Source organism: Subsaximicrobium wynnwilliamsii, from assembly GCF_007997225.1.
GTDB lineage: Bacteria > Bacteroidota > Bacteroidia > Flavobacteriales > Flavobacteriaceae > Psychroserpens > Psychroserpens wynnwilliamsii.
Genome location: NZ_VORM01000016.1, coordinates 45,572 through 60,482, shown reverse-complemented (window position 1 = coordinate 60,482; position 14,911 = coordinate 45,572). Strand labels below are relative to the sequence as shown.

The following is a 14,911-nucleotide window of genomic DNA, read 5'->3' as shown; positions in this document are numbered from 1 at the left end:
GATTTTAAAACAAGAAAATAGATTATGTCAGCACACGCAGATATTGAAGCTCACGACGATCAAGCACATCATCATCATAAGGAGACTTTTATAACTAAATACATATTTAGTCAAGATCACAAAATGATTGCCAAACAGTACCTTATCACAGGGACTATTATGGGTGTCATTGGTGTTTTGATGTCCATGATGATGCGTATGCAATTAGCATGGCCAGAGGAGCCTAATGTGCTTTTTGAGGCACTCTTGGGCAAATGGGCACCAGATGGTGTTATGGATGCCGATATTTATTTGGCTCTGGCGACCATTCATGGTACGCTTATGGTCTTTTTTGTATTGACTGCCGGTTTAAGTGGTACGTTTAGTAACCTATTAATCCCTTTGCAAATTGGTGCTCGTGATATGGCCTCTGGATTTCTAAACATGGTTTCCTATTGGTTATTTTTTCTTAGTAGTGTTATCATGATAGGGTCGCTTTTTGTAGAAGCAGGACCTGCAGCTGCCGGTTGGACGATTTATCCACCATTAAGTGCACTGCCAATGGCTCAAGGTGGTTCTGGTTTAGGAATGACTTTATGGTTGGTTTCTATGGGAATCTTTATCGCCTCCTCATTGATGGGGTCATTAAATTATATTGTAACTGTCATTAATTTGCGTACTAAAGGCATGTCTATGACGAGACTGCCTTTGACCATCTGGGCGTTCTTTGTAACCGCAATTATTGGAGTGGTGTCTTTTCCTGTATTACTTTCTGCAGCATTGCTGTTAATCATGGATAGAAGTTTTGGCACCTCGTTTTTCTTGTCAGATATATTCCTTCAGGGGGAGGTGTTGCATTATCAAGGTGGTTCTCCAGTATTGTTTGAGCACTTGTTTTGGTTCCTCGGTCATCCCGAAGTATATATTGTGATCCTGCCAGCGATGGGATTGGTTTCAGAAATAATATCTACCAATGCCCGTAAGCCAATTTTTGGGTATCGTGCCATGGTCATGTCTATATTGGCAATTGCGTTTTTATCAACCATTGTTTGGGGTCACCACATGTTCGTTTCAGGGATGAATCCATTCTTAGGTTCGGTATTTACCTTTACGACATTGTTGATTGCAATCCCTTCCGCAGTAAAAGCCTTCAACTGGATCACGACGCTCTGGAGAGGGAATCTGCAATTGAATCCAGCCATGCTATTCGCCATTGGTTTTGTTTCGACCTTTATTACGGGTGGGCTTACAGGAATCATTTTAGGAGATAGTGCTCTGGATATCAACGTGCATGATACGTATTTCGTAATTGCTCACTTTCACTTGGTAATGGGTATTTCTGCCCTATATGGTATGTTTGCGGGAATATATCATTGGTTTCCAAAAATGTGGGGACGCATGCTTAATAAAAACATGGGGTATTTGCACTTTTGGGTAACAGCTATTTGCGCGTATGGGGTGTTTTTTCCAATGCACTTCATAGGTATGGCAGGTTTGCCTAGACGTTATTACACCAATACCAACTTTCCACTGTTTGATGATTTGCAAAACACTAACGTTGTGATTACAGTATTTGCGTTGGTTGGCGGGGCATTCCAATTGGTATATCTTTACAATTTCTTCGCCAGTATGTTTATTGGTGAGAAGGCGGTTCAAAATCCTTGGAGATCAAATACGCTAGAGTGGACAACCCCAGTGGAGCATATTCATGGGAACTGGCCTGGCGCAATACCTCACGTATACAGATGGTCTTACGATTACTCTAAGCCTGGTCACGATGAAGATTTTGTGCCGCAAAATGTGCCGCTCAAAGAGGGCGAGGAAGAGCTGCAACATTAACAGCCCGGTAAAACGAAACGGTTCCGAAGTTTCTGGATCGTTTTCGAGAAATCATACTATTCTAAAAGACCTTTTGATAAAGCTTTGCTTTGAAAAGGTCTTTTTTTATTAAACATGCTTGACTAACTCTTTGTATATTTGAAAGACATAATCGACTGGTTATTGTTTCGGTTTTTTCTTCGGAAGGCATTGCGTTAGCAATGGAAAGCCATTGGTGATTAAAATAGCCAACAAACAAATTTCACAAGATTAGTATTGAAATACCCAGATTCGAATATGGATTTGAACTAAAAATAAACAGATTCCCGCGTTCGCGGGAACTAAAGATGAACGAAAACCTAGACCCCACAGACGAAAATTTCACACCAGAAGAGCTGGAAGTAGAGAAAAAGTTACGACCCTTGTCCTTTGACGATTTTACAGGTCAAGCCCAAATATTGGAAAACTTGCAAATTTTTGTGCAAGCGGCCAATGGTCGTAACGAAGCTTTAGACCACACCTTGTTTCATGGGCCTCCAGGCCTTGGTAAAACCACCTTGGCACATATCTTGGCCAGTGAATTGAATGTGGGCATCAAAGTCACTTCTGGCCCTGTTTTGGATAAACCGGGCGACCTTGCTGGCCTATTGACCAATTTGGATGAACGTGATGTGTTGTTTATTGATGAGATCCATCGGTTGAGCCCTATTGTGGAAGAATACCTCTATTCTGCCATGGAAGATTATAAGATCGATATCATGATTGAATCTGGACCCAATGCCAGAACGGTGCAAATCAATCTCAATCCCTTCACATTGGTAGGTGCAACCACGCGTTCTGGTTTATTGACCGCGCCCATGCGAGCACGTTTCGGTATCCAAAGCCGACTCCAATATTACAATACCGAATTGTTGACCACGATTGTAGAACGAAGCGCATCTATTTTGAATGTGCCCATTTCTATGGAAGCTGCTGTGGAAATCGCCGGAAGAAGTCGTGGAACGCCAAGAATTGCCAATGCTTTACTGCGGCGGGTTCGGGATTTTGCCCAAATTAAGGGCGACGGCACCATTGACATTAAAATCGCTAGATTTGCTCTGGAAGCGCTTAATGTGGACGCTTACGGCTTGGATGAAATGGACAATAAGATTTTGGCCACCATAATAGATAAATTCAAGGGCGGTCCTGTAGGGATTACCACCTTGGCCACCTCGGTTAGCGAAAGTGCCGAAACCATTGAAGAAGTATACGAGCCTTTTCTCATACAACAAGGGTTTATCATGCGTACGCCGCGAGGTCGTGAAGTGACAGAGTTGGCGTACAAACATTTGGGGAAAATAAAGGGAAATGTTCAAAGTGGATTGTTCTAATGCTTTTGGCTTTCTCAACCCAAACATGCGTTAAGGACGGTTGATCGGAATAGGATTCACTTTGTATAAGATATTTTAAACTATTATAGCAGGAAAGACATCCATGACCGAATCACAAAAAATACCAGAAGTTTCAATATTCCGTTTTATAAGAGATTCAATCAATATCCTCAAAAATCCATTGCCATTTCATTTGAAGAATTTTCAAGAAAAAGGCGATACTTTCAAGTTAAAGATTGGTTTAAAAAATTATGTGATTTTTTCGCGTGATGCAGCATTTGCAGAGTACGTGCTTCAAAAGAATCATCGCAATTATACCAAGTCCAAGATACAAACTGTGGATTTGGTCAAATATGTTGGCAGAGGTCTTTTGACTTCTGAAGGCGAGTTATGGAAAAAGCAACGCCAACTCATACAGCCTGCTTTTCATAAAAAGCAATTGGCCAATTTATTGGACACAGTGCTTGAAGCCATCCAGACGGAGTATAAGCGTATCCCAACTGGAAAAAAAATGGATGTCTTTCCAATTTTTAACGACTTGGCGTTTCAGACTGTGGTGAAATCATTATTTAGTGCTGCTGCAAATCCCGATGACATCAAACATCTACAACATATCACCGAATCAGGACAGCAGATGCTCGTCAAAGAATTGCGACAATCTTATTTGGTGTGGTGGTTTAAAGCGAGTGGCATTTTAAAAAAACACTTAGATTTAGTCCAAGAAGCGCGACAGATCCTTAAAAATATTGTCTATGCACGAAGAGCTTCCGGAGAACCGCAGGATGATTTATTGGACATGCTATTGGAAGCCCGATATGAGGATGGTAACTATATGGATGAAGAGCAGCTGATTGATGAAATCCTAATTCTTTTTACGGCTGGTCATGAGACAACTTCTAATGCGCTTACTTTTATTTTCCAATTGTTGGCATTGCATCCAGAATGGCAAGAAAAAATCTTTGAAGAAATCAAGTCAAATGAAAATGAGCGTCACGACCTTATGGCTTTTGTGATGAAATCTAAAGTGTGCCAGCAGGTTATTGAAGAAGGCATGCGTTTGTATCCACCAGCCTATTTTATAGATCGTGTGAATGTTGAGGAAGATACTTTTGAAGGAAAAATATTTGAAAAGGGATCAAATCTACTGTTTTCGGTTTATGAAATTCATCGTCACCCAGAGTTATGGGATCGCCCTCTAGAGTTTCGTCCAGAGCGTTTTGAAGAAGGCAGCCGGAAATTCTCATCCCATTATTTTCCGTTTGGAGCAGGCCCAAGAAAGTGTATTGGTAATAATTTTGCGATGTTTGAAATGATTATTGCAGTTACTGAGTTAATTCAAAATTATAAAGTATTTCCAGAATTCGAAACTATTGAAATTACTCCTTTGATTACGTTAAAACCGAAAAATGCCTTATTGAAATTTGAAAAACGTTCATGAAAGACTCAAAATCCAAATACAGCCAATTCATCAAAGCCGAAGCCAAACGCCTCGGCTTTTTGTCCTGTGGCATCAGTAAGGCAGAATTTTTAGAGGAGGAAGCACCTCGCTTGGAACGTTGGCTAAAGAACAACGCCCACGGCGAGATGCAGTATATGGAAAACCACTTCGATAAGCGCTTGGATCCCACCAAATTGGTGGAAGGCTCCAAAAGTGTCGTTTCATTGCTATTGAATTATTTTCCGGAAGACACTCAAACTGAAAACACCTTCAAGGTGTCCAAATATGCTTATGGCACCGATTACCATTTTGTAATCAAGGATAAGCTGAAGACCTTGTTGCAATCCATTCAAACCGAAATTGGTGAGGTTGGCGGACGCGCGTTTGTAGATTCCGCACCCGTGTTAGATAAAGCCTGGGCAGCAAAATCGGGCTTGGGCTGGATTGGCAAGCACTCCAATTTATTGACCCAGCAAGTGGGTTCCTTTTATTTTATTGCCGAATTGATCATCGATCTCGAACTCGAGTATGACCATGCAGTGACCGACCATTGTGGCACCTGCACCAAATGCATCGATGCCTGCCCAACCCAAGCCATCACCGAGCCTTATGTGGTAGATGGCAGCAAGTGTATCTCTTATTTCACCATTGAATTAAAGGAAAACATTCCTACAGAATTCAAAGGACAGTTTGAAGATTGGATGTTTGGTTGCGACATCTGCCAAGACGTTTGCCCTTGGAACCGATTCTCAAAAGCACACAGCGAACCGTTGTTCAACCCACATCCCGATTTATTGTCAATGACCAAAAAAGATTGGGAAGAGATTACGAAGGACACTTTTAATAAGGTGTTTCAGAAATCGGCTGTAAAGCGGACTAAGTTTGAGGGCTTGAAGCGTAACGTAGAATTCTTGCGAAAGTAGGAATCTTAGACTTCCATTTCCAAATCACCATCGCTTGTTGAGAATTTTTGCATTTCCATAATAAAAAACAACTCATACTTTTCAAAACGAATCCCATTTCTCCCAGGGCCTTTGCGATCCCGATAATTATCGGGAGAAGTAATCTGTTCTAGAATAACCATGTTCAATATTCAATGATTCAAGCATAGGGCCTTATCAAAGCATCAATATTTAGAACTTGATAGACTTTTTTAAGTAAATTCTACGATTTGTCATAAAAAGCAGTAAATTTATACCAATATATTCAAAATACCCTATTTGAATCAGTAGTATGGATTCAATAACAGATTATACAGATGTCACAACTCTTGAAAACAACCTACAACGTCTTAATTATTGATGACCATCCTGCCATCGTCGATGGTTTTAAAAATGCGCTCAATTTTATAAGCGCTGAGGATTATTCAAAGCAGTTTGAAGTTTTTTCTGCGTCAACTAGCGAGATGGCTTATCAGGCCTTAGAAAAATTTCCGACCAAACGGTTAGACTTGGTCATACTGGACATTAGTTTGCCGCCATGTGAAAAACTAAAAATCGATTCGGGAGAGGATATAGGTGAATTGATAAGGCTACAACTTCCAGAAACCAAAATTATGGTCTGTACATTTCACTCAGATAGATTTAGATTACAGAAGATCATTAAGCGTTTTCATCCAGAAGGATTTATTTGTAAACAGGATATGGATACTAAAGATTTCTCCACAGCAATTACCAACGTGTTGTTAAAAGGTATCTATTATAGTCGAAGCATTGTTGATGTCCTAAAACAAACGGCATTTATTGATATTGAGTTGGATAAATATGATTTTCTTATTTTGAAAGAACTGTCCAATGGCGCGAAAATGAAGGAATTGGTTGAACTCTTACCTTTTACAAAGTCTGCCATTGACAAAAGGAGATGTCGTCTAAAACGGAACTTAGAAGTACAGGGTGATAGTGATAGGGATTTGGTGCTGAATGCAAAAAAAAGAGGACTAATATAGCCTTCAAAAACAGGATTTTCCACTTTTGCTTACTTATTTTCCACTTTTGCAACTATTATAATTAATTGTAAATGATAACTTTATAAGGTGATTAAATATATCGCTTTATGGAATTATTGAGACCCCTTTTCCAATATTTAGACGCAGAGAATATAGCTCTGGATAACGATGAATTTGAATTCCAGTTCAATTCACATCCCGACTATCCTTCCCTTTTGGCCATAAGTGATACCTTAAAGTTCTTCAATGTCCACAATGGTGCTTTTAATGTGGATAGTGCCCAGATTGAGCTGTTGCCAAATACATTTATTGCCAGACTGAAAGACGATAAGACTGAATTTTTATCTTTTGTAGAGAAAAAAGAAAATGTCATTTGGTACACCAACGGTACAGAGAAAAAACACAATATCCCAAAATCGGACTTTATAAATATTTGGGATGATTTAGTACTTCTTGCGGAAAGTGATAAATACAATATTTCAAAACCAAAACCCAAAAACAACTACCTAAATATACTACTTGGTTTATCTGCGATACTCTTTTTAGTAATATCAATTGAATACCTTCCCATGAAATGGTATGGCCTGTTTTATGTATTTCCGATAATTGGTCTCTTTCTTTCGGTAACGGCATTAAAAGATCTTTTTAAAACAAGAAGCAAATTGTTGGATAAGTTCTGTCAGGTTTCATCTGCCAATGATTGTAAAACCGTGGTAAACTCTTCTAAATGGAAGCTATTGGAAACTGTTGGTTTTAGTGATTTAAGCGTGGTCTTCTTTTCGGTTCAAATTGTTTCCTTATTTGTAATGGGTATTTCAGGGCTTTCCATGGATTATTTTTCTATTCAAATTGTGCTTTTAGCGTTAAGTGTACCTATTATTTCATTATCCATTTATTACCAGAAATACATAGAGAAAAAATGGTGTCCCATCTGCTTATCCATTAGTGGTTTGGTTCTGGCAGAGCTGGCTTATGTTGTATTTTTAAAAAGTTTTAATTACCTCGATTTTGAAATAACTACCCAAGGAGCTCTTCAATTTTTACTGGTCGGAAGCGTATCAACTGTGTTCTGGTACACGCTCAAAAATCTACTTTCTAGACTTAATCATTTAAAAGAAAACGAATTAAAAGCCAACCGCTTTAAGAGAAACTATACCATTTTTAAAAAGATGTTGACTGCACCTTCAAGACTCAAGCTTCCTGACAATGAGCTTATTTTGGGTAACCCAAATGCCAATATCAGTATAAGTATAGTGACCAGTCCATTTTGCGGGCATTGTAAAGACCCGCAATATATGCTAAAAACGCTTTTAGAAAAATATGACGACGCCATAAATGTTTCGGTTTTATATAACGTGAATCCCAAAAATCAACGCTTGCTGCAATTCGCAAGGATTATCACTCAATTAAAATTAGATAAAGGAGATAACGCATTTAATGAAGCCATGGACTATTGGTATGAAACAAAAGATGATGAAAAATGGTTAGGGAAGTATCAAGATGAAGAAAATAGTGGGTTTGAAACATTGTTAGCAAAAAATCAAGTTTGGTTATCGGAACATGATATCAATTTTACGCCATGTATGTTTATAAATGGCTATCGTTATCCAAATGAATATGGGATTGCTGATTTACTATTTTTTATGGATGAATTGATAGAGGATAAATCCATATTGATTAAAGAAAATAAAATAGCGGAAGCCGAAAAGCTATAACAGAGTAGGCAAATAATTTAATATCATGATTATGAAAACATTGAATTCAAAATTGATTGGGAAAAAGCTTAACAGAAATGAACTTAAATCTATTGTTGGTGGCGGGCGGCTGCCGAAACCTGGTTGTCCGCCATACATAGAAACATGCGTAGATGAGTATTGTAAACTAGACTATGGAAATAATTATTACTGTCATTGTGGTAAATGTGTCGCAGAGTAATATAGCTGTTAAGAATGGAAAGCTTCATTTTACAAACACATGAAAAGATGTTAGATAAAGTAATATAGCGGAAGCTGAAAAGCTAATAAACGAATATGGGATTGCTGATTTACCATTTTTTATGGATGAATCGATTGGGGATAATCAAATTTTAGAAGCAAAGGATGAAAACATTAAAGTTATGTCATAAGTAAAAAAGGCATAGTAGATGTGATAAACGAAAATGTTCAAAATGTATAAGCTTTATAGAGTATGGCATTTCACTAAATCCTTTGTCTTATTGACAAAATAAGCAGTCGCTTTTCGACTAAATGATTGAAGATATTATAATGAAACAAAATCCTGAAATATGATAATTCAATTCATGATATGGGCATTTAATTTAATACCCATAAAAAGTCATCTTGCAAGTGAACTAAAACTCTGCTAGTTCTAAAATGTTCAGAGTATATGTTATTTAAAATTAAAGATATGTTAGATTCAATCTTAAACAAAAAAGAGTTTAAACCTTTAACCAGAAAAGAACTACAAATTATAGTGGGTGGGGGGACATGCACTCTTACAGCTACAAATGGTCTAAAAGTTGTAGTACCAGATAGAGAAGGCGATTCAGGATATTGCAAACGTCTTTGCGATAATGCACCAGGTTGCGCGTCTGTAGAGTAAATATCCATACCCTCTTTTCTTGCAGGCAAAGGGGGTTTTAAACTTAAATGATATGATAAGGTACATAATTTTTGTCGTTACTATTCTACCAATCTTCAGTTTTGCGCAATTTGAAATTAAAGGTAAAATTCTTAATCTAAGAGATATTGAAAATTTGAACATTAGTTTAAATGTTGGTATGACTATTAATAGAAATTTTAATGCAACTATAGCAAAGGATAGTACTTTTTTCATAACAGGGAAATTAGATGAACCAATTAACGGTATGTTATCCTTTGAAAATGGTCGGGAAAGTAAATCTTTCAAGATTTTATTGGAGAATGAAAGTACTTATCAAGTTGAAGTTGATTTAGGAAGTGGAGATAGTCTTGTCGATAATAGTTGGTATCAAATACAAACAGGTTCCAGTTATCATAACACATGGAGCGAATTTTATCAAGTTCAGCATGATTTGATTCTGAAAATAAAACAAGTTGAAAGTGATTTTGAGAATAATACTATCTCAAAAGAAATTCTTGATAAAAAACTTTCAAACTTAAGTTTTGAGATAAATCAAAAATTTAGGGATTTAGCGGTTCAAAAACCGGGAAACTATGCTGTTGCTTACATTTTGAATGGTGCACCGGATTTAAGCTTGGCTTATCTTCCATATTATGAGCAGCTTGAAGAGAATGTCAAGAATAGTTACTGGGGTAAGAAATTGAATGACACTTTTAAAAAATTCTATTCACAGGGATATCAATATGAGCAAAAATCCTCAATCCTAGGAGCGCAATTTAAGTCAATTCAGGGCAGAGGTATATTGGAAAATAAAATTGAAAGTTTTGAATCGAATAATTTAAATTCGAAACTTACACTTATCGATTTTTGGGCTAGTTGGTGCGCACCCTGTAGACTAGAGAATTTTAAATTAGCCGTTTTGAACGATTATTTTGATGAAGGGGATTTTAGGATTATTAGTTTTTCTCTCGATAATGATTTAAATAAGTGGAAGGAAGCTACAATTGAAGATGATATTTCCTGGGTAAACATTTCTGATTTAAAAGGGGTCAAATCGACAGCTATGGCAGACTTTCAAATCAAACAATTACCGCGTAATATTCTTGTAAACTCTAAGGGAGAAATAATTGCAGTCGATAAATTTGGCGATTCTTTGATGGAATACATTGAAGACTTTCTAAAGAAAATATAAATGTGGTAAGATGATAATTCCTAATGCGTTTTATGTGAGTAAACTCAACTGATCAACTAAAAGGAATCAATTATTTAAGATAGCGGAAGCCGAAAAGCTATAATAGGTTAGGTAAATAATTTAACAACCTTAATTATGAAAAATTTATTGGAATTTGGAAAACCTTGAACGAGAAACGAATTGAAAAATGTTACCGGTTCTGGCAGAAGAAGAATAGGTGTAGGTCTATGTCCAGAAGCTCAAGTTTATGAGATTACTCATCAGGAATGCATTCTTCAAGGAAGTGGAGGAGGCTCGGGTCCCGGAGGGGGGACATGCCCAGAAAATTTTGGGCAAAACTGCAATTCAGAGCACTAGATTGAAGTTATGGGTCAACTAATAAAATTGACCCATTATTTTAGCTATAAAAGGAAAAAATTTTGGTCTTGAAATTTAAAAGTATTTTTAGTGGAAGCCGAAAAGCTATAACAGAGTAGGCAAAATTTTAATATCTTTATTATGGAAAATTTTAATACAAATTTAATGAAAGATCAACTTTCGAGAGTTGAGATGAAAACCATCAATGGTGGAAAAATTGCTGACGGTTGTCAATCCGTGGTCAATGGAACACGATATACTGGCTTATCAGTTGCAGATGCTCAAGGGGATTATCAGTTTTGTGTAGATAATGGATATTCTTCTTGCGGATATTGTTGCGCAAGCTGTTAATAGTAAAGTTACCGAACCTTAATTAATTGGCAGTGAGGATGACTAATTTCACTGCTTTTGTTTAAATAATTATGAAAAAGAGTTTATTAATATTATTGATTTTAGTCGTCTGCTGTAAAAATGAAACAGAAGACCGAAAAACACTAGAACGTAAAAACCCTGTAGCTAATGATTACCAAACCACATCGATATATTTTATTGAAAAACCTACAGATACATTTCATTTTGAAAACAGAATATCTCGTCTCACGTCAGTAATAAATATTTTGAATGAAAATGGTTTTCAAAAAGAGATTATTTTAAATGACGACGAAAATGAATTTGAATATGCAACCATTAAGGACACATTTATTTTAACTCATAATTATCGTAATTATGATCTTTATTTTGAATTAAAAAAAGGAGATTCAATAAGATATTATGAGCGAGATGGGTTTCCATTTTATACTGGTACAGAAGAAATGCTAAACCAAAGTAATCTTTATGACTATAAAAGAATTAAATACCTAAATAAGATGCCACCTTATGATTTTTTCTCTTACTATTTATCCCATAAGAACTTAATGAAAAATAACGATACGTTACGTAAGAATTATGTTCGAGAGCTAGTGACTTCAAATGAAAAAGAGGATTTTTTTTTAGATTCTTTGTATAGCTTAAATCAAATCACAGCATCTAAATACCGTTTACAAAAAGATAAATTAAAGTATAATTTTTATAATGATTTACCCTTCAATGATTATAAGAATTTTTTAATCAAAGATTCTTTAATAGATGACTTAAATAGGAAAGATTTAATTAAATATCCTTTCTACAAAAAGTTTCTTGATAATTATTCAGCCTATACGTTTGATATTAAAAATTTAAGGCAGTCTAATCGTCTTGTGCGAGATCATAAGTCAAATTTTGACTCTATAGAAAAGTCAAGCTTATTTTCAAAACAGATCAAATCCTTTTTGCTGTATAGTAATTTAGTTGAGATAGGTTCTAACTTCTCTCAAACAGATTTTAACAACTATTTTGTTAAATTTAGAAAACAAGTAAATGACTCAATCCTTCTGTCATCAATAAAAAATAAATTTTTAACCAATATGTCAGAGTCAAAAGAAGAGGTTAAAGTGGTTTACTTTATAACAAAGCATAACAACAAAAAAACTTTAGCGGAAATAGTAAATCATAATCAAGGTAAGTTGATTTATATTGATTTCTGGGCTAGTTGGTGTGCACCATGTCTTGCTGCTATGCCAGCATCAAGGGAATTACGAGAAAAATATATTGATAAGGATATAGTATTTATATATGCTTCGATTGATAAAGATTTTGAAGAATGGGAAAAAGCAGCAATGACGGAAAACCTTTCTTTTAATGAAAATAACCTATTGACCGTAAATTATCCAAATGCTAATTTTTATAAGGAGCTTAATATGAAAACAATCCCAAGATATTTGCTGTACGACAAAAGTGGTAATTTAGTAAGTGAAAATGCCCCAGGCCCAAATACAAAGGAAAATATCAAATTGATAGAAAAATTCTTATTAGAATAGAGAATTTTTAAGAAAAAGCATATTGAAAAAAGCCTTTCCATTTTACAAACAAACCGAGAGCAAAGATTGCGGTCCAACCTGTATTAAAATTGTAGCTAAGCACTACGGTAAAATCATAATTATACAAAATCTGCGTGTATTAGCAGAAACCACAAGAACAGGAAGTACGCTTCTAGGTTTAAGCGATGCTGCGGAAAGCATCGGTTTGAGAGCGATTGGAGTCAATATCGCTTTAGAAAAATTGCAAGATGTTCCACTTCCTTGTATTTTACATTGGAATAAAAATCATTTTGTAGTCCTGTATAAGATAGCAAGAAACAAATTTCACGTCTCCGATCCTGCCCATGGTCTTTTAGATTATACAAAAGATGAATTTCTTAAAAGATGGGTTGGTAATAATGCAGACGAAAAAACAAGAGAAGGGATAGTCCTTCTTGTTGAACCCACCGCAAAATTCTACACTTCAGAATTTGAAACAAAAGACCAAAAATTTGGCTTTTCATTTCTATCCAAATACCTTTTTAAGTACAAACGCTTCCTCTGGCAACTGGTCATTGGCTTAATCGCAGCCAGCATATTGCAGTTGATCTTCCCGTTTTTGACCCAAAGTATAGTGGATGTCGGCATCAAAAACCAGGACATCCATTTTATCTATCTGATTCTTTTTGCCCAATTGGCATTATTTATTGGGCGCACCGCGATTGAGATCATCCGCAGTTGGATCTTGCTGCATTTGAGTACACGTATCAATATTTCCTTGGTATCCGATTTCTTTATCAAACTTATGAACCTGCCCATCGCCTTTTTTGATACCCGTATGACAGGCGATATTCTACAGCGTATCAACGACCACAAACGCATTGAACGTATTTTGACCACCTCGTCATTGAATGTGCTGTTCTCTATGGTCAATTTGGTGGTGTTCAGTTTCGTTTTAGCTTATTACAGTATGATACTTTTTGGCATCTTTTTATTGGGCAGCTTTCTCTATTTTTTATGGATCATCATTTTTCTTAAAAAGCGCAAGGATTTAGACTATAAACGCTTTTCCGTAGTGAGTCAAGAGCAGAGTAAGGTTATTGAGTTGATCAATGGCATGCAGGAAATAAAATTGCACAACGCAGAAAAACAAAAACGATGGAGCTGGGAGTTTTTACAGGCACGCTTGTTTAAAGTGTCAATAGAAGGTCTTGCCTTGGAGCAATACCAAAGCGTAGGCTCTAGCTTTATCAATGAGGTCAAGAATATTTTTATTACGGTGCTTTCAGCAAAACTGGTCATCGATGGCGAGATTACCCTGGGTATGATGCTTGCCATCAGTTATATTGTTGGGCAGCTCAACTCTCCCATTGCGCAACTCATTAATTTTATTAGAGAGGTACAAGATGCCAAGATCTCGTTAGATCGGCTTTCGGAAATTCACAACAAAGACGATGAGGAGCAACAGGATATTGAAAAGATTACAACGATTCCTTTAGATGTTGACATTCAATTATCTAAAGTGTCCTTTCGATATATTGGGTCCGATAAATTGGTGTTAAAAGATTTGGACTTGGTGATTCCGCCTAAAAAAGTGACTGCCATCGTGGGTGTGAGCGGAAGTGGCAAGACCACCTTGATGAAATTGTTATTGAAGTTTTACGAGCCCAATAGTGGCACGATTAAAATTGGCAATCATAATTTGCAACAAGTGTCCCAAAAAACTTGGCGACATGAGTGCGGCGTGGTCATGCAGGAAGGCTATATTTTTAACGATACCATTGCCCAGAACATTGCAGTGGGTGAAGATTATGTCGATAAAAAGAAATTGGCGCATGCTGAGGATGTGGCAAATATAAGTGAGTTTATTGAAACGCTGCCCTTATCTTACAATACCAAAATAGGCATGGAGGGTGTTGGCGTGAGCACAGGGCAGAAACAACGCTTATTGATTGCCAGAGCGGTGTATAAGAATCCAAATTTTCTATTTTTTGATGAGGCCACCTCGGCTTTGGATGCCAATAATGAGAAAACCATCATGGAAAAACTGGACACCTTTTTTGAAAATAAAACCGTAGTGGTCATCGCCCATCGTTTAAGTACCGTAAAACACGCCCATCAAATCGTGGTGTTGGATAAGGGGAAAATCGTGGAGGTCGGCAATCATAACGAATTGGTAAAACAGAAAGGGGAATATTACCATTTGGTTAAAAATCAGTTGGAACTCGGAAAATAAAATCCTATTCCTAGCCCTTCCCAAAGGGAAGGGAACCGTAGCCTGTCCCATACCCTTAAAAAAGAAGGAAACTGCTTCATGAAAGAAAGAACATTACAGTA

Annotated in this window: 12 protein-coding genes; 11 read left to right on the top strand and 1 reads right to left on the bottom strand. The window is 36.6% G+C overall.

Translation table 11 applies throughout. The features are described 5' to 3' along the window. Window positions 1-24: 24 nt before the first annotated feature. The 4 genes from ESY88_RS13550 (at window position 25) to queG (ending at window position 5,528) form a co-directional block, all read left to right on the top strand. Window positions 25-1,818, top strand: a complete 1,794-nt coding sequence (locus tag ESY88_RS13550; RefSeq protein ID WP_147087290.1) for a cytochrome c oxidase subunit I — start codon at window positions 25-27, stop codon at window positions 1,816-1,818. A gap of 326 nt (window positions 1,819-2,144) precedes the next feature. After that, on the top strand, window positions 2,145-3,167 hold the full coding sequence (gene ruvB, locus ESY88_RS13545) for a Holliday junction branch migration DNA helicase RuvB (protein ID WP_147087291.1): 1,023 nt from the start codon (window positions 2,145-2,147) through the stop codon (window positions 3,165-3,167). 103 nt (window positions 3,168-3,270) lie between these two features. Then, entirely contained in the window at window positions 3,271-4,605 is a 1,335-nt protein-coding gene (locus tag ESY88_RS13540) for a cytochrome P450 (RefSeq protein WP_147087292.1), read from the top strand. Further along, the gene (gene queG / locus ESY88_RS13535) at window positions 4,602-5,528 is read left to right on the top strand and encodes a tRNA epoxyqueuosine(34) reductase QueG (protein ID WP_147087293.1); all 927 of its coding nucleotides are present in this window, start codon (window positions 4,602-4,604) and stop codon (window positions 5,526-5,528) included. The genes ESY88_RS13540 and queG overlap by 4 nt, the downstream gene beginning before the upstream one ends. Before the next feature lie 5 nt (window positions 5,529-5,533). Here queG and ESY88_RS21095 read toward each other — a convergent pair whose 3' ends face one another. Then, window positions 5,534-5,689 carry a hypothetical protein gene (locus ESY88_RS21095; protein WP_189702605.1) on the bottom strand — a complete coding sequence of 52 codons (156 nt, stop codon included), beginning with the start codon at window positions 5,687-5,689 and terminating at the stop codon, window positions 5,534-5,536. Window positions 5,690-5,863: 174 nt separating this feature from the next. On the opposite strand from ESY88_RS21095, the gene ESY88_RS13530 reads away from it, so the two are divergent. The 7 genes from ESY88_RS13530 (at window position 5,864) to ESY88_RS13500 (ending at window position 14,810) form a co-directional block, all read left to right on the top strand. Then, on the top strand, window positions 5,864-6,550 hold the full coding sequence (locus tag ESY88_RS13530) for a response regulator (RefSeq protein WP_147087294.1): 687 nt from the start codon (window positions 5,864-5,866) through the stop codon (window positions 6,548-6,550). Between the two features lie 107 nt (window positions 6,551-6,657). Beyond that, complete coding sequence (locus ESY88_RS13525) at window positions 6,658-8,265, top strand: thioredoxin domain-containing protein (protein WP_147087295.1); 1,608 nt, start codon at window positions 6,658-6,660, stop codon at window positions 8,263-8,265. Window positions 8,266-8,935: 670 nt separating this feature from the next. Next, window positions 8,936-9,151, top strand: a complete 216-nt coding sequence (locus ESY88_RS13520) for a hypothetical protein (RefSeq protein WP_147129042.1) — start codon at window positions 8,936-8,938, stop codon at window positions 9,149-9,151. 52 nt (window positions 9,152-9,203) lie between these two features. After that, entirely contained in the window at window positions 9,204-10,343 is a 1,140-nt protein-coding gene (locus ESY88_RS13515) for a TlpA family protein disulfide reductase (RefSeq protein WP_147087297.1), read from the top strand. Window positions 10,344-10,841: 498 nt separating this feature from the next. Beyond that, window positions 10,842-11,051 (top strand): hypothetical protein, encoded by a 210-nt coding sequence (locus ESY88_RS13510; RefSeq protein ID WP_147087298.1) that lies wholly within the window; start codon window positions 10,842-10,844, stop codon window positions 11,049-11,051. A 71-nt stretch (window positions 11,052-11,122) separates the two neighbouring features. Then, complete coding sequence (locus ESY88_RS13505) at window positions 11,123-12,595, top strand: TlpA family protein disulfide reductase (RefSeq protein ID WP_147087299.1); 1,473 nt, start codon at window positions 11,123-11,125, stop codon at window positions 12,593-12,595. A gap of 22 nt (window positions 12,596-12,617) precedes the next feature. Further along, window positions 12,618-14,810, top strand: coding sequence for a peptidase domain-containing ABC transporter (locus ESY88_RS13500; RefSeq protein WP_147087300.1), 2,193 nt, complete (start codon window positions 12,618-12,620; stop codon window positions 14,808-14,810). Window positions 14,811-14,911: the final 101 nt, after the last annotated feature.